At 56.9% G+C, this 21641-nt stretch carries 16 protein-coding genes; 7 read left to right on the forward strand and 9 right to left on the reverse strand.

The annotated features are described in order from the left end of the window. Positions 1 to 43 precede the first annotated feature (43 nt). Entirely contained in the window at positions 44 to 793 is a 750-nt protein-coding gene (rpsB, locus tag NBV64_RS10515; RefSeq protein WP_021446553.1) for a 30S ribosomal protein S2, read from the reverse strand. Between the two features lie 609 nt (positions 794 to 1402). Here rpsB and map point away from each other — a divergent pair. The 4 genes from map to NBV64_RS10535 are packed head-to-tail and all read left to right on the forward strand — an operon-like array spanning position 1403 to position 6007. Continuing rightward, the gene (gene map, locus NBV64_RS10520) at positions 1403 to 2206 is read left to right on the forward strand and encodes a type I methionyl aminopeptidase (RefSeq protein ID WP_009457018.1); all 804 of its coding nucleotides are present in this window, start codon (positions 1403 to 1405) and stop codon (positions 2204 to 2206) included. Positions 2207 to 2209: 3 nt separating this feature from the next. Further along, the gene (locus tag NBV64_RS10525; protein ID WP_021446551.1) at positions 2210 to 4789 is read left to right on the forward strand and encodes a [protein-PII] uridylyltransferase; all 2580 of its coding nucleotides are present in this window, start codon (positions 2210 to 2212) and stop codon (positions 4787 to 4789) included. Continuing rightward, positions 4789 to 5502 carry a MarC family protein gene (locus NBV64_RS10530; protein WP_009457020.1) on the forward strand — a complete coding sequence of 238 codons (714 nt, stop codon included), beginning with the start codon at positions 4789 to 4791 and terminating at the stop codon, positions 5500 to 5502. Before NBV64_RS10525 ends, NBV64_RS10530 begins: the two co-directional genes overlap by 1 nt. 4 nt (positions 5503 to 5506) lie before the next feature. After that, positions 5507 to 6007, forward strand: a complete 501-nt coding sequence (locus NBV64_RS10535; RefSeq protein ID WP_250755738.1) for a disulfide bond formation protein B — start codon at positions 5507 to 5509, stop codon at positions 6005 to 6007. A 66-nt stretch (positions 6008 to 6073) separates the two neighbouring features. Here NBV64_RS10535 and NBV64_RS10540 read toward each other — a convergent pair whose 3' ends face one another. From NBV64_RS10540 to aceE, 8 genes are all read right to left on the reverse strand, one after another. Next, entirely contained in the window at positions 6074 to 7291 is a 1218-nt protein-coding gene (locus NBV64_RS10540; protein WP_250755739.1) for a serine hydrolase domain-containing protein, read from the reverse strand. Positions 7292 to 7551: 260 nt separating this feature from the next. Then, positions 7552 to 9036 carry an amidophosphoribosyltransferase gene (gene purF / locus NBV64_RS10545; protein ID WP_009457026.1) on the reverse strand — a complete coding sequence of 495 codons (1485 nt, stop codon included), beginning with the start codon at positions 9034 to 9036 and terminating at the stop codon, positions 7552 to 7554. Between the two features lie 23 nt (positions 9037 to 9059). Further along, complete coding sequence (locus tag NBV64_RS10550; RefSeq protein ID WP_009457028.1) at positions 9060 to 9548, reverse strand: CvpA family protein; 489 nt, start codon at positions 9546 to 9548, stop codon at positions 9060 to 9062. Continuing rightward, a complete protein-coding gene (locus NBV64_RS10555; protein WP_250755741.1) occupies positions 9545 to 10387 on the reverse strand; it encodes an SPOR domain-containing protein in 843 nt (280 codons plus the stop codon). Before NBV64_RS10555 ends, NBV64_RS10550 begins: the two co-directional genes overlap by 4 nt. Before the next feature lie 38 nt (positions 10388 to 10425). Next, on the reverse strand, positions 10426 to 11817 hold the full coding sequence (folC, locus tag NBV64_RS10560) for a bifunctional tetrahydrofolate synthase/dihydrofolate synthase (protein WP_088450091.1): 1392 nt from the start codon (positions 11815 to 11817) through the stop codon (positions 10426 to 10428). A gap of 92 nt (positions 11818 to 11909) precedes the next feature. After that, the gene (gene lpdA, locus NBV64_RS10565; protein WP_009457034.1) at positions 11910 to 13688 is read right to left on the reverse strand and encodes a dihydrolipoyl dehydrogenase; all 1779 of its coding nucleotides are present in this window, start codon (positions 13686 to 13688) and stop codon (positions 11910 to 11912) included. A gap of 9 nt (positions 13689 to 13697) precedes the next feature. Further along, entirely contained in the window at positions 13698 to 15398 is a 1701-nt protein-coding gene (gene aceF, locus NBV64_RS10570) for a dihydrolipoyllysine-residue acetyltransferase (protein ID WP_021446548.1), read from the reverse strand. An 11-nt stretch (positions 15399 to 15409) separates the two neighbouring features. Continuing rightward, positions 15410 to 18118 carry a pyruvate dehydrogenase (acetyl-transferring), homodimeric type gene (aceE, locus tag NBV64_RS10575; protein WP_060185117.1) on the reverse strand — a complete coding sequence of 903 codons (2709 nt, stop codon included), beginning with the start codon at positions 18116 to 18118 and terminating at the stop codon, positions 15410 to 15412. Between the two features lie 267 nt (positions 18119 to 18385). Between aceE and NBV64_RS10580 the strand changes: the two genes are divergently transcribed. Genes NBV64_RS10580 through folD form a run of 3 tightly spaced genes read left to right on the forward strand, consistent with a single transcriptional unit; the run spans position 18386 to position 21627 of the window. After that, on the forward strand, positions 18386 to 20143 hold the full coding sequence (locus tag NBV64_RS10580) for a PAS domain-containing sensor histidine kinase (RefSeq protein WP_009457049.1): 1758 nt from the start codon (positions 18386 to 18388) through the stop codon (positions 20141 to 20143). Then, positions 20140 to 20763, forward strand: coding sequence for a response regulator transcription factor (locus tag NBV64_RS10585; protein ID WP_009457051.1), 624 nt, complete (start codon positions 20140 to 20142; stop codon positions 20761 to 20763). The genes NBV64_RS10580 and NBV64_RS10585 overlap by 4 nt, the downstream gene beginning before the upstream one ends. Beyond that, positions 20764 to 21627 carry a bifunctional methylenetetrahydrofolate dehydrogenase/methenyltetrahydrofolate cyclohydrolase FolD gene (gene folD / locus NBV64_RS10590; RefSeq protein ID WP_026483301.1) on the forward strand — a complete coding sequence of 288 codons (864 nt, stop codon included), beginning with the start codon at positions 20764 to 20766 and terminating at the stop codon, positions 21625 to 21627. The last annotated feature ends 14 nt before the right edge of the window (positions 21628 to 21641 follow it).

Genomic DNA, 21641 nt, shown 5'->3' on the forward strand with positions numbered 1-21641 from the left:
TGCCATGACAACTGATGGTGTCTGGCAGACAGCGGTGAGCCTGTTACTCCTGGGTGTCAGCCTGAACTTCGACGAACTCTTCGTCAGCGGCGATTTCTTCAACCAGACCGTTCAGGTTCTGTTCGCGGCCAGCCAGCACGGCGTCAGCCATGCCACGGGCGTACAGAGCGATAGCCTTGGCCGAGTCATCGTTACCAGGGATCACGTAATCCAGACCTTCTGGCGAGTGGTTGGTGTCAACCACGGCCACCACAGGGATACCCAGAGTGCGGGCTTCAGCCACGGCAATCTTGTGGTAGCCAACGTCGATCACGAACAGGGCGTCAGGCAGGTTGTTCATGTCCTTGATACCGCCGATGGCCTTGTTCAGCTTTTCCAGTTCGCGTTCGAACATCAAGGCTTCTTTCTTGCTCATGGTTTCCAGACGACCTTCAGCCATCTGAGCTTCCATTTCTTTCAGACGCTTGATGGAAGTCTTGACCGTTTTGAAGTTGGTCATCATGCCACCCAACCAGCGGCTGTCGACGTAAGGCATGCCGCAACGTTCAGCCTCAGCAGCCACCAGTTCGCGAGCAGCGCGCTTGGTGCCTACAAACAGCACGTTGCCACCACGGGCAGCCAGTTGACGCACGAATTTGGTTGCTTCTTCGTACTGAACAACCGTTTTTTCCAGGTTGATGATGTGGATGTTGTTACGCTGGCCGAAGATGAACGGAGCCATCTTGGGGTTCCAGTAACGGGTTTGGTGGCCAAAGTGCACACCAGCTTCCAGCATTTCACGCATTAAAGACATAAAGTTCTCCAAGGGTTTGGTCTTGTAACTGCCCGGTATCCGGTAAGGGCCGCAGCCTGTGCTGCATTCCAGACACCCCGAGACGGACAGTCACGCGATTTACAACTTAAAACATAAAAACGTTGCCCAGCATGAGCGAACGCCTGCACTGCAACGGACTCACGCCTGCAGGCAGACAAGATATCTGCCATCCGGGCCCGAGCCTGAAACTTTTCTGGCTACCGCCTGCATACAGGGTACTGTTCGCAGGTGTATCCTAGAGGATTGCTTGGTCAGCATCACTTGAACAAGAACCGGGCTGCCGCCCTGTTGCTTTCGCAACGCTTGTCATCGTGTTGACCCTGTATGTGTTGTGAATTCTGCGTGTTTTTGCTGGCTGGCCATGGCCCGAGGCTTCTTCCAATCTTGGGGCACGATTTCCTGATGCCTGGCTTGGCTCATCCAGCCTGAAAATTCAGGCGGCCCAAGAAAAACTGGTCAAACCAGGAAAGCCCAGATTTGGCGCGGTGTTCCGCGACACATGATCCCCCCAAACGGGACGGAGCGTAACTGCAAAATTCACAAAAGCCTATAATTCTACTATTTTTCAATAGACCTGTTCAAGTTGCTATGAGTATTCTCGTCACAGACCCCACTGATCTCGAAAAAATGCGCGCTGCTTGCCAGACCGCGGCATCCATCCTTGATTACCTGACTCCCTTTGTCAAAGCAGGTGTCACGACCGGCGAACTGGATCGCCTGTGCATGGAGCGCATCAATGAACTGGGGGTCAAATCTGCCACCGTAGGCTACGCGCCTCCTGGCTACCCACCCTTTCCAGGCTCTATTTGCACCTCCGTCAACCACGTCATCTGTCACGGCATCCCCGGCGATAAAGTGTTGAAAAATGGCGACATTCTGAATATGGACGTCACCATTATTCAAGACGGCTGGTTTGGCGACACCAGCCGTATGTACTACGTGGGCGAGCCCAGCATCCTGGCCCGCCGCCTGACTGAAACCACCTACGAATGCATGTGGCTGGGTATTGATCAAGTCAAACCCGGCGCCACCCTGGGTGATGTCGGCCACGCCATTCAGCAACACGCTGAAAAACAAGGTTTTTCCGTTGTGCGCGAATACTGCGGCCATGGTGTGGGCCAGAAGTTTCACCAGGATCCGCAAGTGCTGCACTACGGCAAACCCGGCACCGGCGTAAAACTGGAACCCGGCATGATTTTCACCATCGAGCCCATGATCAACGCCGGTCGTCGCGAACTGCGCACGCTGGCTGACCAATGGACCGTGGTGACACGCGACCACAGCCTGTCGGCCCAATGGGAGCACGCGGTGCTGGTAACCGATACCGGCTACGAAGTGCTGACCGTCTCGCCCGGCATGCCTGCCCCTCCAGCCATCATCAACAAGGCCTGAACCATGTCTTTCCTGGCCCAGCTTCGCGACAGAATTGCTTGCCGCCGGGCCAGGGCCTACGAGCGCTTCAGACAAGACCTGCATTGCGATCGCCTGCTCAAAAGCCTGTGCCAGATTTGCGACCAAGGTCTGCGTGAACTTCTGGTCCGTTACCCCCTGCCCCGCCAAGCCAGCCTGGCGGCCTTGGGGGGGTATGGTCGCGGGGAGCTGTATCCGCATTCGGATGTGGACTTGCTGATCCTGTTGCAGCGCGAGCCCAATGCAGAGGATATAGACCGAATTCAGGCTCTGGTCGCCGCCTTGTGGGATATAGGTCTGGCTCCCAGCCATAATGTGGCCACGCCCGCCCAATGCCTGGAACAAGCCAGCCAGGACATCACCACCGAAACCGCCTTGCTGGAAAGCCGTTGGCTGGCGGGTTCCCGATTGCTGCTACGCCATGCCCAACAGCAACTGCAAAGCCAGCTGGACCCGCAGGCTTTCTTCCTGGCCAAACAGGCCGAACAGCAGCAGCGTCATGCGCATCTGCAAGACACCCCCTACTCCCTGGAACCCAATTGCAAAGAGTCTCCTGGCGCCTTGCGCGACCTGCAGGTGCTGCTCTGGATGGCACGGGCAGCCGGTTTGGGACGCAGCTGGGTGGATGTCGCGCAATCCGAACTACTGACGCAATCCGAGCTGAAAGCTCTGCAACGCGTGGAAGAAGCCTTCAAGCGTCTGCGCATTGAGCTTCATCTACTGACTGGCCGCGCCGAAGACAGACTGCTGTTTGACCTGCAACCACGTCTGGCTGACATTTACGGTTTTCAACCCACGGCCACCCGACGCGCCAGCGAACTGCTGATGCAGCGTTACTACTGGGCCGCCAAGATTGTCAGCCAGCTCAATCTGATCCTGATGCGCAGCATCGAGGAACACCTGTTCCCGCAAACCGATCAGGAACCGCTGATTCTGGACAGCCATTTCCAGATTCATCATGGACAGCTGGAACTGCGTCAGCCTGATGGCTTCGAGCAAGACCCCTCTTTGATTTTTGTAGCCATGCTGCATTTGCAGCAACAGCCCAATCTGCGTGGCCTGAAAGCCGACACCTTGCGAGCCCTCTGGCACGCCCGCCGCCTGATCGATGCCAAGTTCCGGGCCGAGCCCCGGAATCGACGTCTGTTTCTGGAAATCCTGCAGCAGAACAAAGGCATCGTGCATACCTTGCGGCTGATGAATCTGCTGAACCTGCTGCCACGCTATTTGCCGGTATTTCGACGCGTCGTCGGACAAATGCAGCACGACCTGTTTCACGCTTACACCGTAGACGAGCACACGCTAAAGGTCATACGCAATCTACGCCGCTTCACCATGGCCGAGCACAGCGAAGAGCTATCCATGGCCAATCAGCTGATGAGCGGTTTTGATCGCCACTGGCTACTGTATATTGCCGCCCTCTTTCACGACATTGCCAAGGGACGCGGCGGCAACCACTCCGAGCTGGGTGCGCAGGACGCCTTGGCATTTTGCCAGGATCACGGCTTGATGCCGGTAGACGCAGAACTGGTGGTGTTTTTGGTGCGCGAGCACCTGACCATGTCGCAAGTGGCTCAGAAACGCGATTTGAGCGACCCGAATGTCATTTTCCAGTTTCTGCAGACCGTAGGTACGGAACGCCGCCTGACTGCCCTGTACCTGCTGACTGTCGCCGACATTCGGGCCACCAGCCCAACGGTATGGAACTCCTGGAAAGGCAAGCTGCTGGAAGACCTGTACAAGCTGTCACTGGCAGCTTTGGGACGGCAGGCCAAGGATGGCGTGTCCGTACTGGATCAACGCAAGCGTGACGCCGCTGGCGAAATTCGCCTGGCCGGTCTGCTGGACGAAGCTCGCGAGGACTTCTGGCAATGGTTGGACAAGCCCTATTTCCTGCGCCACGACGCCAGCGAAATCGCCTGGCATACCATCCAGCTCTACCACCAGTCTCACAGCCCGACACCGGTGGTGCGCATACGTCCCGCCGGACAAACCGATGCGCTGCAAGTGCTGGTCTACACCAAGGACGCCAGCCGCCTGTTCTTGCGCATCTGTCGCTACTTTGACAGCCAGGCCGTCAGCATCCAGGACGCACGCATTTACACGACTCGCCACGGCTGGGCACTGGACAGCTTTGTCGTGATGCTGCCCACCTACGATCACGCCCTGCGACGCGATCCCTTGCTGATCGAAACCGAGCTGTGCCAGGCACTCCAGCAGGATTGGCTCCCCAACGAGCACCCCCACGACCACTACCGCGACATACGCTCCCGCCGGGCCCGCGTCTTCCCCATTCAACCCACCGTGGACCTGCGCCAGGATGAACAGGGTCAGGACTGGATTTTGACGCTAAGTGCCACAGACCGGCGCGGTTTGTTGTACAGTCTCGCCCAAGTATTCGAGCACCACGACGTGCAGCTACGCTCCGCCAAAGTCATGACCTTGGGCGACCGCGTGGAAGACGTCTTTATCCTGAGTGGTGCCGCACTGGAACAAAACCGTAATCAATTGCGCCTGGAGCGCGATGTACGTTTAGCCCTCTCTCAACAAGCCACCCCGTCTTAATGGAAATCTCCTCCGTATTTGCTGATGTCAGCCGCAGCTTCCTGTTTGCATTGGCGACGCTATTGCCCATGCTGAACCCGCCTGCGGCTGCCCCCATCTTTCTGACCCTGACCGAAGGCGCCAGCGTGCCTGACCGTGCCCGCCTTGCCAAGAAAGTCGCCATCAATATTTTCATCATGCTGGCCATTGCCATGGTGGCGGGCAATATCGTGCTGAATTTCTTTGGCATTTCCCTGCCCATCATTCGTATTGGCGGGGGCTTGCTGGTCATAGGCACGGCCTGGCGATTGATCAACGCCTCGGACTTTGATGCGGCGCACGCCCAGAACATGGCCGAGTCCTACTCCTGGGAACAGATTCGCTCCAAAGCCTTCTACCCCCTGACCTTCCCCATGCTCTGCGGCCCCGGCTCCTTGTCTGCAGCACTGACGGTAGGGGCGACCTTGCATGACAACTCGGTCACCGGCACCATGAGCAAGCTGGCTGGCGCGCTGCCAGCTATTGCTGCGGCCAGTTTTATCGTGTTTCTGGCCTTACGTTTTGCATCGCAATTCCTGTACAAACTGGGTAAAAATGGCACGGCTGTCGTGATGCGCCTGTCCGCCTTTATTCTCTTATGCCTGGGCGTGCAGATTACCTGGGCCGGTTTCCATGAACTTTTCCTGGGTTTGCTGCACGAAGCATCTACCTTTCATTCTTTAAGTTCCTCTTGATACCATGGCCGCATCCTCCCGCCAGTCCGCTGCACCCTACTACCTGATCACCCTGCTCGCCTTTTCCGGCGTAGGCATTGCACTGCTTTCCCAGCATGTATTCAGCATCCCACCTTGCGCCTGGTGCGTCCTGCAACGCCTGATTTTCATTGTGTTGGGCGTATTCAGCCTGGTTGCTGGTGTGTTGCGTCAACTGGGGCATCAGCGCAGCTCTACCGTCGCCAGCTTGCTGGGTCTGGCTACCTCAGTAGGTGGCATTCTGGCTGCCTGGTACCAGGTATCGGTCGCGCAGCACCTGTTCAGCTGCGACCAGACCTTTGCCGATCGCTTCATCACCCAGTCCGGCCTGGAAAGCGGCTTGCCTTGGCTATTTGGTATTTATGCCTCCTGCATGGATGCACGCCAACCTTTGCTGGGGATTGAATACGCTTACTGGAGCTTGGCGCTATTTGTGATCCTGGGCCTGGGTTTGTTGCTGACGCTGTTCAAGCGACGAGGGGCCTGAGCGCCTGGGCAGCCACTACAGCCGTGAAGCCCTGCCTTCCAGCAGGGCTTTTTTGTTCCATCCCGCTCAATCAGGCATCAAACCCAAATCGGTATAAACAGCATCACGAACCTGATCCGGAAATGCACCAAACAGGCCCTCTGGAGCGGTATTGGTCATGCTGACAATGATGAGATCCTGCTGTCGATCAAACATCCACTTCTGCCCGAATGCACCGACCCACTGCAAGCTTCCAGCAGACATCGGCATGGTCCGCTCAGGCGGCTGTCGTGAAATGGCGGCCCCGTAGGTATAGCCCCAATTTGGCCACATGCATTTGGCAGAATATGGCACATGATCGGTAAACAGCGCTTCGCAATACGGTTTGGAAAGCAAACTCCCATTTCGCAAAGCCAGAAGTATGCGCATCAAATCTGCCCCGGACCCAAGCATGGATGCCCCCGCATAGATCGGCCTGGAGCGCTGTGACAGGCTCTGCTCATCAAACCGCAGCACGCCGATACCCAGATCCAACGCACCATCCACCCGCGTCAAGCAAGTCTCATGATTTTGATACGACATGGCCATCTGAAAATCATCGTGCTTGTAAAAGGAACAATGTCTCAAGCCCAAGGGACGACTAATGCTGTCCTCCAGTAACTCCGACAAGCCCCGTCCCGAAGCAATTTGCAAAGCCTGCCCCACCACATCCACTCCCAAGGAGTAACGCCAGCCCGTACCCGGTGCAAAACGTAGTGGTACGGAGCAAATACGTCGAAAATTCTCTTGCCAGCTCAGCTCTGGATCATCCAGCCCATCACTTACCTGGGCGTGAGCGTAGGCACTCTGCTCACCATCAATAAAACGATAACTAAGCCCCGATGTGTGAGTCAGCAATTGATGAATGGAAATAGGTGGGCAAATAGAATTGAAACTGGGGCCGAAATGGGGAAGATAGCGCGTGATCCTATCTTTCGAAGAAAGCAGTCCCCGCTCAATCAAACGCAAGGCCAGCCAGGAACTGATTGTCTTGCTCAAGGACCCCAAACTGAAGACCGTATCTTCATGCATGGCTTGGGCCAGCTCCTTATTCGCCCAACCACCACTAAAACGAAATATCAGTTCACCTTGGTAAGCCACCAGCACCACGGCACCCATCACCCGGTTTTGCTCCAGGGCCTGCTCCAGCAAATGATGCAAGGCAGGAAATTCGATACCAGATTGAATACTGACTGGAATCTGCTCAGTGGGATCAGGATCTGTTAATGCCTGATCAGACTCGCTATCTTTACTTGGATTTTTCATCTTTGATTCCAGATAGAATGCACACCAAGGCGCATGATTTATCGAAAGAAGCAAAGAAAATATAAGCCGATTATTAAATGATATGAAATTAATTCGTAGATTATAAAATCATCAAAAATAAAAAAATAATAGGTTTAATTTATATAAGAGGCTGATAATTAAAGCCTGAAAATAAAATATCCAAAACCACCCCGCAATCATAAATTCAAAAAAACCCGCCATAAAAGCGGGTTTTTCCAATCAGGCACAAGATCAAGCTATCAGTCCGTTACATCAGGCACTTCACGACCATTTTTGCGGCCTTCTGCCAACAGATTCAGATACGCCTCGTCCACATCCCCCGTAACGTACTCGCCGCTAAAGCAGGAGGACTCAAAGCCGGCAAAGCGTGGGTTCAAGTCACGCAGGGATTGCTCCAGATCGTGCAGGTCCTGATAAACCAGGCCATCCACACCAATTTCCTTGGCAACCTGATCCACATCACGACCTGTGGCGATCAGCTCGGAAACCGTAGGCATGTCGATGCCGTACACGTTCGGAAAGCGGACCGGTGGCGCTGCCGAAGCAAAGAACACCTTGTTCGCACCCGCGGCACGGGCCATATCCACAATCTGGCGGCTCGTTGTGCCACGCACGATGGAGTCATCCACCAGCAGCACGTTCTTGCCGCGGAATTCCATGGGAATAGCACTCAGTTTCTGACGCACCGACTTCTTGCGCACTTCCTGACCGGGCATGATAAAGGTGCGGCCCACGTAGCGGTTCTTGATGAAGCCTTCGCGGTAGTTCAGGTTCAAATGTGCTGCCAACTGCATGGCCGAAGGACGCGCCGAGTCAGGGATAGGCATGACCACATCGATATCGGCCAGACGCAGGTTCTTGGCGACGTTCTCGGCCAAGTACTCCCCCATTAGCAAACGGGCGTCGTAAACCGACACACCATCAACGGTGGAATCGGGGCGGGCGAAGTACACATACTCAAAGACACAGGGATTCAGGCGCGGGTTCTCGGCGCACTGGCGGCTGCTGAGATTACCGTCCAGATCCACAATGATGGCCTCGCCGGGCTCAACGTCGCGGACCAGCTCGAAGCCGCAACCGGTCAAGGCAACGGACTCGGAAGCAATCATCCATTCTTCACCCTTGGGCGTCACATTACGACCCAGGCACAAAGGACGAATCCCGTTCGGATCACGGAAAGCCACCAGACCGAAATTGGCGATTTGCGAGACTACCGCATAAGCCCCACGCGCACGGCGGTGCACAGCAGCGACGGCTTCAAACACTTCGTCCTGAGTCAGCTCAGGACCCGTGGCAGCGCGTTGCAGCTCGTGGGCATACACATTCAACAGAACCTCGGAATCCGAGTTGGTATTGATGTGGCGACGATCAATGGTGAACAGTTCTTCACGCAGCTCACGCCAATTGGTCAGATTGCCGTTGTGCACAAAGCTCAGACCAAATGGGGCGTTGACGTAAAACGGCTGCGCCTCCTCCACGCTCTGGCTGGAGCCTGCCGTGGGGTAACGCACATGGCCAATACCGCTATTGCCCGGCAAGGAGCGCATGTTGCGGGTACGGAATACGTCCCGCACCAGGCCAAATGCCTTGTGCATGCTGAAGAACTGGTCGTGCCAGGTCGCCAGCCCCGCTGCATCCTGCCCGCGGTGCTGCAGCAAGAGCAAACTGTCATAGATCAACTGATTTACAGGGCTGCGCGCAACAACCCCTACAACTCCACACATGATTGGTTCCCGTTAGTGTGTTCTCAATAAGGCAGCCATTCTGCCAGAGACGGCGGCAGCATGGCCTTAATCGACTGCACCGCGCGGATCGCAGGCTCGGCCAGCTTGGCCTGCTCCCACCACGGTTCCTTAGGTAAATCGGTATGCCCGGCCAGGATGACCAGAATCAGCACCAGCAGCACCCCGCGAGCCAGTCCGAACAGGCCGCCCAAGCCATGATCGGCGGGCGTCAAACCCGTTTGCTCGATCAAGCTGGCCAACAGCATGTTCAACAGGCCCACCAGCAGCAAGACCATAAAAAAAACGGCTCCGTAGGCCAAAGCCGTACGTAATAAGCCGTTTTCTACCCAGACTTGTATCCAGCCTGATGTGCGTGGCCCCCACCAGATTGCGGCCATGAAGGCCAGCAAATAGGCGCTGAGCGAAAGAACTTCCTTGATCAATCCGCGTATCAGGCCCAGAAGGCCTGATACACCCACAATTCCAAGGACGATATAGTCGAAGCTGCTCACTTAGCCGAGATAAAACTGTTCTCGTAACCGAGCGAGCGCAAGCGGGCCTGGGCTGCCTGAGCCGCTTCACGGGTGGGGAATGGCCCCACACGCAAACGATAGGTTGGCTTGCCACCACTTTGTGCCGTCTCTACATAGGCATTGGTCACACCGGCCGATACCAGCTGATCACGACGCGACTGGGCATCGTTCTGGTTGGAATAGGCGACAATCTGCAAAATGAAGTTGCCTTGTTGCGTAGCCGGTTTAGCAGCAGCAGGGGCTGGTTTACTCGGTACACGGCCTTCCAGCAGGGCCAGCGCGTAGGAGCCGTCATCGGTACGGCCATTTTGTGCAGGCGCTGGGCTTGGCTTGGGTTTTTCGACAGGCTTGGGCTTCTCAACCGGCTTGGGCGGCTCTGGACGTGTGGTCACGGGCGGCGGCGCAGCGGGAGTGCTAGGTGTCGTGACAGGAGCAGGATCAGTTTCCAGACCGGGATTGACCACGGCCAGACCACCGTCGGTACTGGTGGAAGGATCAGTGACCAGCGGCTCGTCAGGTTGTTCGATGACAGGAGCAGGCGTGCCTTCTTGCACCACCAGCTCGCCAGGACGAGTCTGCACCGTGCCCTGCCCCGTTGTCTGACCGATGGGCCCCAGGGCCAAAGACTGCTCGGGCTCAGGTGGGGTCTTGTCGGCGGTCAGCATGGGCACCAGCACGACGACGGCCAGAACCAGAGCCAGCGCACCGATCAGACGGCGGCGAGCCCGTCCACGCAGTTCCGATAATTGTGAATCGCTGGAAGCACTGCCGCGGCGACCCGACGATGAGGAAGTATCGTTACGTGAAAATAAACCCATGAGCCCTAGACCTATGAAATAAGCAGTCTTACTGATATTCAGGAAGATGAACGGTCGTTTGCGGCTTCAAGTATTGGTCCTACTGTCGCAAACGAGCCAAACACGACAATTCTATCATTGTCACTGGCCTCTTTTAACGCCGCCTCGTAAGCGAGCTGAGGACTGTTGTAACTGGATACGACCGCTGACGCTTTACTGACCGAAGCGCGGGCAACCGGCCGAACACCTGGGCGATGCGAGCCGGATTCGGCCTCGGGTGCCAACACATCATCAGGCGTCTGACCACTGGCCAGAACAGCGCGTACATGATTGGCCAATTCTTCACCCGACATGCTGCGTGGGCCTTCCAGACTGGCACACATCCAGTGGTCGATACGGGTAGCCATGCGGGCGATCACGCCGTCCACATCCTTGTCCTTGTACATACCCACGACGGCAATCGTCTTGGGGTAAGGCGGCATATTGTCCAGGTTCTGCGCCAAGGCAGCCGCCGCATGGGGATTGTGGGCCACGTCAAAAATCACACAAGGCTGGCCAGGTTGAATCTGGAAGCGGCCAGGCATGTGAGCACGCAGCAAGCCGGCACGTACAGCTTGCGCAGGCACAGCCAAACGTGGGTGCAGCGACTCCAGCGCAGCTAATGCCGCAGAAGCATTCAGCAGCTGATTCGCTCCACGCAAGGCCGGGTAAGCCAGGGCAGCGCGGCGCTGATTGCGGCCACCGTAAGCCCATTGCTGACGGTCGCCGGAATAGTTGAAATCTTTGCCAAACAGCCACAATTGGGCACCAATTTCCTGGGCGTAATCCAGCATGGTCTGTGGTGGCACGGGGTCGGCACAGATCGCAGGACGATCGGCACGGAAAATATGGGCTTTCTCCCAGGCCACCTGTTCACGGGTATTGCCCAGGTACTCAGCATGGTCGATATCAATGCTGGTAATGATGGAACAGTCCGCATCAATGATGTTGACGGCATCGAGGCGACCACCCAGGCCCACTTCCAGCACCGCGACATCAACACGCTGCTCCTGGAACAGCAACAAGGCAGCCAGCGTGGAAAATTCAAAATAAGTCAGGGTCAGATCGCCACGAGCTTCGTTGATACGGGCAAATTGCGCCGTGATCTGCGCATCTTCGGCCATCTCGCCATTCAAGCGAATGCGTTCGTTATAGCGCACCAGATGCGGAGAGGCGTACACGCCTACCTTGTACGCGGCGGCCAGCAAAATCGCTTCCAGCATGGCGCAGGTCGAACCTTTGCCGTTGGTGCCCCCCACCGTAATGACGACAGAATCCAGTTTGATGTTCAGACGTTGAGCAACCTCGCGAATCCGGCCCAGGCCCAGATCAATGGCCGAGGGATGCAAAGTTTCCAGATAGGACAGCCAGTCACTCAGCGAGGAGTCGGCTTTCAGAACAGGATGAGTCATGGACAACACCAATTACAAAATAAAAACGGCAGGCGCTGATGATAGCACCTGCCGTGATCCAATACGCCTTAACTATCAGGCGAATACTGGTATTACTTGCGACGCGTCGGTGGCAAGTCCGTGCACGTCCCTTCTGCGACGGCAGCAGCCTTGCTGACGGACTCGCACAAGGTGGGGTGCGGGTGGATGGATTTGGCCAGATCGACCGGGTCCACACCCATTTCGATAGCCAGAACCAACTCACCGATCAGCTCGCCCGCATTGGTACCGACGATACCGCCACCCACGATACGGTGGGTTTCAGCATCGAACAGAACCTTGGTAAAGCCTTCATCACGGTTGTTCGCAATCGCGCGACCAGATGCAGCCCAGGGGAACACGCCCTTCTCGACCTTGATACCGTCTTTCTTGGCCTGATCTTCTGTCAGACCCACCCAGGCGATTTCCGGATCGGTGTAAGCCACCGAAGGAATCACGCGGGCATCAAAGAAGGATTTTTCACCGGCGATGACTTCAGCAGCCACGTGCGCTTCGTGCTCGGCCTTATGTGCCAGCATGGGCTGACCCACAATGTCGCCAATCGCATAGATGTGCGGCACGTTGGTGCGCTGTTGCTTGTCAACCGGGATGAAGCCACGATCTGTCACCTGCACACCGGCTTTCTCGGCACCGATCTTCTTGCCATTGGGCGAGCGGCCCACGGCTTGCAGAACCAGGTCGTAACGCTGCGGCTCGGCCGGAGCATTCTTGCCCTCGAAGGTCACCCAAATACCATCTTCGCGCGCTTCGGCGGCCACGGTGCTGGTTTCCAGCATCATGTGATCAAAGCGGTGCTTGTTCATCTTCTCCCACACCTTGACCACGTCGCGGTCTGCTCCTGGCATCAAGCCAGTTTGCATTTCCACCACGTCCAGGCGTGCACCCAGAGCCGAGTACACCGTACCCATTTCCAGACCGATGATGCCACCACCCACGATCAGCATGCGCTTGGGCACAGACTTCAGTTCCAGCGCGCCGGTGGAGTCCACCACGCGTGGATCGTCAGGCAGGAATGGCAGTTTTACCGACTGGCTACCGGCCGCAATAATGGCCGAGCCGAACTTGATCACTTTCTTGGTGCCGTCGTTGGCGGTCACTTCGATGTGGTTGGGGTCCAGGAATTGGCCGTTACCGACCACAACCTGTACCTTGCGGCCCTTGGCCATACCAGCCAGGCCACCGGTCAGCTTGCCGATCACCTTGTTCTTGTAATCGCGCAGCGCGTCGATATCGATTTGCGCTTCACCGAACTTGATACCGTGTGTTGCCAGGGACTTGGCTTCCTCGTAGACCGCTACGGTGTGCAGCAAGGCCTTGGAAGGAATACAACCCACATTCAAACACACGCCACCCAAGGTGCTGTAGCGCTCGACCAGAGCCACTTTCAGGCCCAGGTCAGCCGCTCGGAAGGCCGCGTTGTAACCGCCTGGGCCCGCGCCCAGAACGACCACATCCACGGAATCATCCGCGCCGCCCTGATGGCTGGCCGCCTGCGGAGCAGGTGCCGCAGCCGGAGCGGCAGCGGCCGGAGCCGCCGCTGCTTTAGGCGCTTCTTCTTGTTTAGCGGGTGCTGCAGCGGGAGCGGCTTGGCTCTCGGACGCTTCAATCTTGGCAATGGCCGAACCCTGGGAGACTTTGTCACCCACTTTGACCAGCAACTCCTTGATCACCCCTGCCTGAGCGGCAGGAATTTCCATGGAGGCCTTGTCGGACTCCACGGTGATCAGGCTTTGCTCGACCTCGACCGTATCGCCGACTTGCACCAGCACTTCGATGACATCTACCTCACCGGAGTCGCCGATATCCGGGACCGTCAGATCAATCAGACTCATGACAACTCCTTACAGTGCGATGCGACGGAAGTCGGCCAGCATCGTTGCCAGGAAGGCATTGAAACGGGCGGCAGCGGCACCATCGATAACGCGGTGGTCGTAGGACAGGGACAGAGGCAGCATCAGGCGTGGCTCGAATTCCTTGCCATTCCAGACTGGCTGCATGGAGGAACGCGACAGACCCAGAATGGCCACTTCCGGCGCATTGATAATGGGTGTGAAGTCCGTACCGCCAATACCGCCCAGCGAGGAAATGGTGAAGCAACCGCCTTGCATCTGGGCTGCGCTCAGCTTGCCATCACGGGCAGCGGCAGCCAGTTCGCCCGTTTCGCGAGCGATGTCCAGAATGCCTTTCTTGTCGGCATCACGGATAACCGGCACAACCAGACCGTTAGGCGTGTCAGCTGCAAAACCAATATGGTAGTACTGCTTGAGCACCAGATTGTCGCCGTCCAGCGAAGCGTTGAACTCGGGGAATTTCTTCAGGGCAGCTACGGCAGCCTTGATGACGAAAGCCAGCATGGTGACGCGAGCGCCGGACTTCTTGTATTCCTCGTTCAGCTCTTTACGCAGGGCTTCCAAAGAGGTGATGTCAGCCACATCGTTATTGGTGACATGAGGAATCATGACCCAGTTGCGATGCAGGTTGGCGCCCGAAATCTTCTTGATGCGCGAGAGGGCCTGCGTTTCGACTGGGCCAAACTTGGCAAAATCGACCTTGGGCCAGGCCAGCACATCCAGACCGCCCACTTGAGCAGCGGTACCGGCAGCAATAACCGGAGCAGCGCCGCCCGCCATGACCTGCTTCACAAAGCCACGCACGTCGTCAGCCGTAATACGGCCTTTATCGCCCGAGCCATGAACCTTGGTCAGATCCACACCCAGCTCGCGAGCGAACTTGCGTACGCTAGGCGAGGCATGCGGCAGATTGCGCAAGGAGCCTTCGGTTTCCGCAAAAGCGGCAGTGGGCGAAACACGCTCTGGAGCCGGCGCACCAGCACCGACCACCACCGAGGAGCTGGCAGCAGGAGCGGCCGCTGCTGCAGGAGCAGGTTCGGCTTTAGGGGCGGGAGCAGCCTCGGCCTTGGCTGGTGCCGGGGCTGCAGCAGCTCCTTGCACTGTCAGTTCCAGAATGTCGCTACCCTGGCTGACCTTGTCACCCAGTTTCACTTTGATGGCCGTCACCACACCTGCGTGGGAGGACGGCACTTCCATGGAAGCCTTGTCCGACTCCACGGTGATCAGGCTTTGATCCACTTCAATGGTGTCACCCACTTGCACCATGATTTCGATAACGTCCACATCGCGGGCGTCGCCAATGTCAGGCACTTGAACGGTAACTTGCTGTTCACCACCGGCCGGGGCTGCCGCGGCAGCGGCAGGAGCCGCTGCGGGAGCAGCTTCAGCTTCAGGAGCGGGAGCAGCTTCGGCCTTGGCAGGCTCAGCGGCAGGCGCGGCCTGCGCGCCTTCGGCGGCTTCAAGTTCCAGAACCAGACTGCCTTCCTTAACCTTGTCGCCCAGCTTGACCTTGATCGACTTGACCACGCCAGCATCGGACGAGGGGATTTCCATGGAGGCCTTGTCGGACTCCACGGTAATCAGACTTTGCTCGACCTCAATGGTCTCGCCTTCCTTGACCAGGATTTCGATCACTTCGACAGCGTCGTCAGCACCGATATCCGGGATTTTGACTTGAATGATATTGCTCATGGTTCAGTCCCTTATGCGTGCTGCGGGTTGGCCTTGGAAGGATTGATGCCGTATTTGGCAATCGCCTCGGACGCTTTGCTGAACGGAATCTTGCCGTCTTCAGCCAGCGCGCGCAGAGCAGCCAGCACCACAAAGTGACGATCAACCTCAAAGTGCTCGCGCAGCTTGAAGCGGTAGTCGGAGCGGCCAAAACCATCGGTGCCCAACACTTTGAAGGTGCGATCCTTAGGCACGAACGGACGAATCTGGTCGCCAAAGGCCTTGACGTAGTCGGTGGAGACCACGATAGGACCGTCCGTTTTAGCCAGTTGAGTCGTCACGTAAGGCACGGGCAGATCCTTGCCTTCAGGATTCAACAGCGCTGCACGTTCGCAATCCAGACCATCACGACGCAGTTCGGTAAAGCTGGTCACGCTCCAAACGTCGGAGCCAATGCCCCAGTCTTTTTCCAGCAGTTCCTGTGCTGCGATCACTTCGCGCAAAATCGTGCCCGAACCCATCAGCTGAACGCGCAGCTTGCTGTCCTTGGCCACGGACTTGAACTTGTACATACCGCGCAGGATGCCGTCTTCGTCGCCTTCGACCAGACCGGGCTGAGCGTAGTTCTCGTTCATCAGGGTGACGTAGTAGTACACGTCTTCCTGGTCCTGAACCATGCGCTTCAAACCATGCTGCATGATGACAGCCACTTCGTGAGCGAAGGTGGGGTCGTAGGATACGCAGTTAGGAATCAGCGAGGACTGAATATGGCTATGGCCATCTTCGTGCTGCAAACCTTCACCGTTCAAGGTGGTGCGACCGGCAGTGCCGCCCAGCACGAAACCGCGTGCCTTCATGTCACCCGCTGCCCAGGCCAGATCGCCAAAGCGCTGGAAGCCGAACATGGAGTAGTAAATGAAGAACGGAATCATGATGCGGTTGCTGTTGGAGTACGACGTGGCCGCCGCAATCCAGGAGCTGAAAGCACCCTGTTCGTTAATACCTTCCTGCAACAACTGACCATTGGCCGTTTCGCGGTAGTACATGACCTGGTCTTTATCGACCGGGGTGTACTTCTGGCCTTCCGGTGCGTAAATACCGATCTGACGGAACAGACCTTCCATACCAAAGGTACGGGATTCGTCTGCCAGGATAGGTACGGCACGAGGACCCACTTGCTTGTCGCGCAGCAAGGTGTTGAAAAAGCGCACAAACGCTTGCGTCGTGGAAATCTCACGGCCTTCGGCAGTGGCTTCCAGCATGGGCTTGAATGCGTCCAGGGTCGGCACGGTCAGCTGTTCATCGGCCTTGGTGCGACGCTTGGGCAAGTAGCCGCCCAATGCCTGACGGCGGGCATGCAGGTACTGCATTTCTGGAGAGTCATCAGCTGGCTTGAAGTAAGGCAGCTCTTCCAGTTTGTCATCAGGAACCGGGATGTTGAAACGGTCGCGGAATTCGCGCACGGCGTCCAGATCCAGGCTCTTTTGTTGGTGCGATGGGTTCTTGGCCTGGCCCACGTGGCCCATGCCGTAGCCCTTGATGGTCTTGGCCAGAATAACGGTAGGCTGACCTTCGTGCTTGGTGGCAGCGTCAAACGCAGCGTACACCTTGTGAGGATCGTGACCGCCACGGTTCAGACGCCAGATGTCCTCGTCGCTCATGCGGCTGACCATTTCCAGCAGCTTGGGGTGCTTGCCAAAGAAGTGCTCGCGAACGTAGGCACCGTCGTTGGCCTTGTAGGCCTGGTATTCGCCGTCCACGGTTTCTTCCATGACCTTGCGCAGGATGCCTTCCTTGTCACGGGCCAGCAATGGATCCCAGTAACCGCCCCAGATCAGTTTCAGCACGTTCCAGCCAGCACCACGGAAGGTACCTTCCAGCTCCTGGATGATCTTGCCGTTACCGCGTACAGGACCGTCCAGACGCTGCAAGTTACAGTTCACGATGAAAATCAGGTTGTCCAGTTTTTCACGTGCTGCCAGACCGATGGCGCCCAGGGATTCGGGTTCGTCCATCTCGCCGTCGCCCAGGAACACCCAGACTTTACGGCCGCTGGTATCAGCGATGCCACGGGCATGCAGGTACTTCAGGAAACGAGCCTGGTAGATCGCCATCAATGGGCCCAGACCCATGGATACGGTGGGGAACTGCCAGAATTCGGGCATCAACTTGGGATGCGGGTAGGATGGCAGGCCTTTGCCATCAACTTCCTGACGGAAGTTATTCAGTTGATCTTCGGAGATACGGCCTTCCATGAAGGCGCGGGCGTAAATACCGGGCGAGGAATGGCCCTGGAAGAACACCATGTCGCCGCCGTGATCTTCGGTTTCAGCGTGCCAGAAGTGGTTCTGACCGCAGCCAATCATGGTGGCCAGCGAAGCAAAGGAAGCAATGTGACCGCCCAGACCACCGCCATCAGGAGGGGTTTCGCGGTTGGCGCGCACCACCATGGCCATGGCGTTCCAGCGAATGTAGGAACGGATACGCTCTTCGAGCATCAGATTGCCAGGGTGGGCAGGTTCCAGACCGGGAGGAATCGTGTTCTCGTAAGCCGTGTTGGGCGAGAACGGGATGTGAGCACCGGAGCGACGGGCCAGATCGATCAGCTTTTCGATCAGATCATGAGCACGGGCCGGGCCTTCACGGTCCACCACCGCTTCCAGGGCGTCAAGCCACTCTTTTGTTTCTAGGGCTTGGTCTTGACTGACCTGAGCCGAACTATTGTCTTGGGTTGAGGACATATAGTGTCTCCATATATGTGGTAGTAGTCCGGTCTTGCTCGACGCTGAGCCGCCCATCTAATAAGAAGTAAAGCGATCCTGACCGAAGCGGGTTTTGCGGACTGTGAGCGTTCAAGGCGGGGTACGCCTGCACCAAACCATTCTAGGAAAGAACACAGAAACGCTCAAGCAAAATTTCATTTTATGGTATGTGTTTTCACAATACGAAATATCAATAAAAAAAATAGCCCTACATTACAATCCAGCCATACTTCTTTTCTTGCTGTTATGGCTACTCATCCCAAAAAGTCTCTGATCCCTTCAACCTTCTATGATCAGGCCAAGCAGAATCGGCGTGGATTCTATTGGCTGACACCGGTTGTCGTGCTGTTTCTCTACCTCTGTGTCATGGGGGTATTCCTGTGGCTGCAGCGTTTGCAGAACGATAGCGTCATGTTTGTGACCATCGATCAGGAAACGCGCCAGCAACGCCTGATGATGGTGATTCTGGCCCTGTCCCTGGTGATTGTGGTCAGCTTGCTGGCCCTGTGGCGCTATACCCGCTTCCGTACCCACGCCGAGGCAGCACAAACCGCCGAGACGGGTTTCCGGCGTGCCATGGAAAACTCCATGTCCACGGGGATGCGCGTTTTTGACATGCAGGGCCGCATTGCTTATGTGAACCCGGCTTTTTGCAGAATGATCGGCTGGAACGAGGCCGATCTGGTCGGTCGCACCGCCCCCTTCCCTTACTGGCTACCCGGTCGTCACCAACAACACCAGGAAACCCTGGACCTTTTGCTGTCCGGCCGCACGCCCAGCAGTGGTCTGGAAGTGGAGGCTCAGCGCCGTGATGGCTCGCGCTTTACGGCCCGTATGTATGTCTCGCCCTTGCGTGCCCCTAATGGAGAGCAGATCGGCTGGATGACTTCCATGACGGACATTACCGAACCCAAGCGTATTCGCGAAGCCCTGACCGCCGCCCATGAACGCTTCATGACGGTGCTGGAAGGTCTGGATGATGCCATTTCCGTGGTGGCCGATACATCGGAAGGTCTGGAACTGCTGTTTGCCAACCGTACCTATCGTCGTTTCTTTGGCGCCCAATCCAATGGCCACGCTGAATTGCTGGGTGGCCGCCTGGGTCGTTTTACGGATGAAACCGTAGAGATCTACTCCGAATCGGCGGCTCGCTGGTTCGAAGTTCATCACCGTATGCTGGCCTGGACAGACGGCCGCCGTGTCCGTCTGCAAGTGGCGCGCGATATTACCGACCGCCGCAAGCACGAAGAAGCCTCGCGCATTCAGCAGGAAAAGGTGCAGCTGACCAGCCGCCTGACCACCATGGGCGAAATGGCCTCCTCGCTGGCGCACGAATTGAACCAGCCGCTGACGGCTATCAATAACTACAGCATGGGCGCAGTCGCCATGCTGAAATCCGGTCGCTACCAGCCTGAAACCTTGCTGGCCGCACTGGAAAAAGCGGCCCAGCAAGCCGAGCGCGCGGGCAAGATCATCAGCCGTATTCGTGAATTCGTGAAACGTAGCGAACCGCGTCGCGTCCGGGTCAAGGTCATGCGTATTGTGGAAAATGCCGTCGGCTTTGCCGAAATCGACGCCCGCAAGCGCCAAATTGAAATTGAATTGAGCATTCCTGATCCGGTTCCTGACGTCATTGCCGACCCCATTCTCATAGAACAGGTATTATTGAATCTGCTCAAAAATGGGATCGAAGCCATGGAACACAGCGAGCATCATGTGCTTCAATTGGTGATTACCCAACAAGAATCGCTTTTGGAGATGGCCGTCATCGATCGCGGTCATGGCTTGAAAGACCCCGAGCGCCTCTTTGAACCGTTTTACAGTACCAAGTCCGAAGGCCTTGGGATGGGCCTGAATATCTGTCGCACAATTATTGAATCGCATCACGGCCGCCTGTGGGCTGTCGGCAATCCAGAGGGTGGAACGATTTTCCGTTTCAGTCTACCTTGTGCGGCACCGGATGTAACGGACACCCTTGATAACAAACTGGAGATACCCGAATGACCAGCCCGCAAATGCCATGCACCATTTACGTAGTCGATGACGACGAAGCCGTACGGGACTCCTTGCGCTGGCTCCTGGAAGCCAACGGCTATCGGGTCCGCTGCTTTGCATCGGGCGAAGAGTTTCTGGGCGCCTACGACCCGGCCCAGGTGGCTGTCCTGATTGTGGACGTGCGCATGCCCGGCATGAGCGGCCTGGAGCTGCAGGAAGCCCTGATCGCTCGCAAATCGACTATCCCGATTGTGTTCATTACCGGCCACGGTGACGTACCCATGGCCGTGAGCACCATGAAGAAAGGCGCTATCGACTTTCTGGAAAAACCCTTTAACGAAGCCGATCTGCGCACCATCGTCAGCCGCATGATCGAACAGGCTACAGCTCGTGCCTCCCAAGCGCAGGCACAGAAAGATCAACAAGAAGTCCTGGGCCGCCTGACAGCGCGCGAGCAGCAAGTGCTGGAACGCATTGTTGCCGGTCGCCTGAACAAGCAGATTGCCGGGGACTTGAACATCAGCATTAAAACTGTCGAAGCGCATCGCGCCAATATCATGGAAAAACTGGAAGTCACTACGGTTGCCGACCTCATGAAAATCGCCCTCACCAAGTCCGAGGATGCGTAAATGAGTGCTCGCATTATTGATGGAAAAAAGCTGTCCACCGCCATCAAGGCGGACGTTGCAGAACGCGTTGCCAAGCTGAAACAAACCCACGGCATTCAAGCCGGTTTGACCGTGGTGCTGGTCGGTGAAGATCCGGCCTCCCAGGTCTATGTACGCAACAAGGGCCTGGCATGCGAAGCCGCTGGCCTGAAATCCGAAATCATCCGTCTGCCTGCCGACACCACCGAAACCAAGCTGCTTGCCCTGATCACTCGTTTGAATCAGGACAGCTCGGTGCACGGCATTCTGGTTCAGTTGCCCCTGCCCGCCCATCTGGACGAGCACAAGGTGATTGAAACCATTGCACCGCACAAGGACGTTGACGGTTTTCACGTCAGCAATGCTGGCATGCTCATGACGGGCAAGCCGCTATTTGCACCTTGCACGCCCTACGGTGTCATGAAAATGCTGGAATCCGAAAACGTGGCACTGCGCGGTGCAGAAGCCGTAGTCGTGGGCGCCAGCAATATCGTGGGCAAACCCATGGCCATGCTCTTGCTGGCTGCGGGCGCTACCGTCACCCTCTGTAACTCCAAAACGCGCGATCTGGCCGCCCAGACACGCCGTGCCGATGTGCTGGTCGCTGCTGTAGGCCGCCCTGGCATCATTACCGGCGATATGGTCAAGCCCGGTGCCGTCGTGATCGACGTGGGTATCAATCGCGGAGCAGACGGCAAGCTGTGCGGCGACGTGGACTTTGCCAGTGCCAGCGAAGTGGCCTCGGCCATTACGCCCGTACCCGGCGGCGTGGGCCCCATGACCATTGCCATGCTGCTGGTCAACACCTTGGAAGCGGCCGAACGTTCGGCCAACATCAGTCTTTAATTTAATCAACGGTT

The organism is Alcaligenes sp. DN25 (assembly GCF_023674485.1).
Lineage (GTDB): Bacteria > Pseudomonadota > Gammaproteobacteria > Burkholderiales > Burkholderiaceae_B > Alcaligenes > Alcaligenes phenolicus.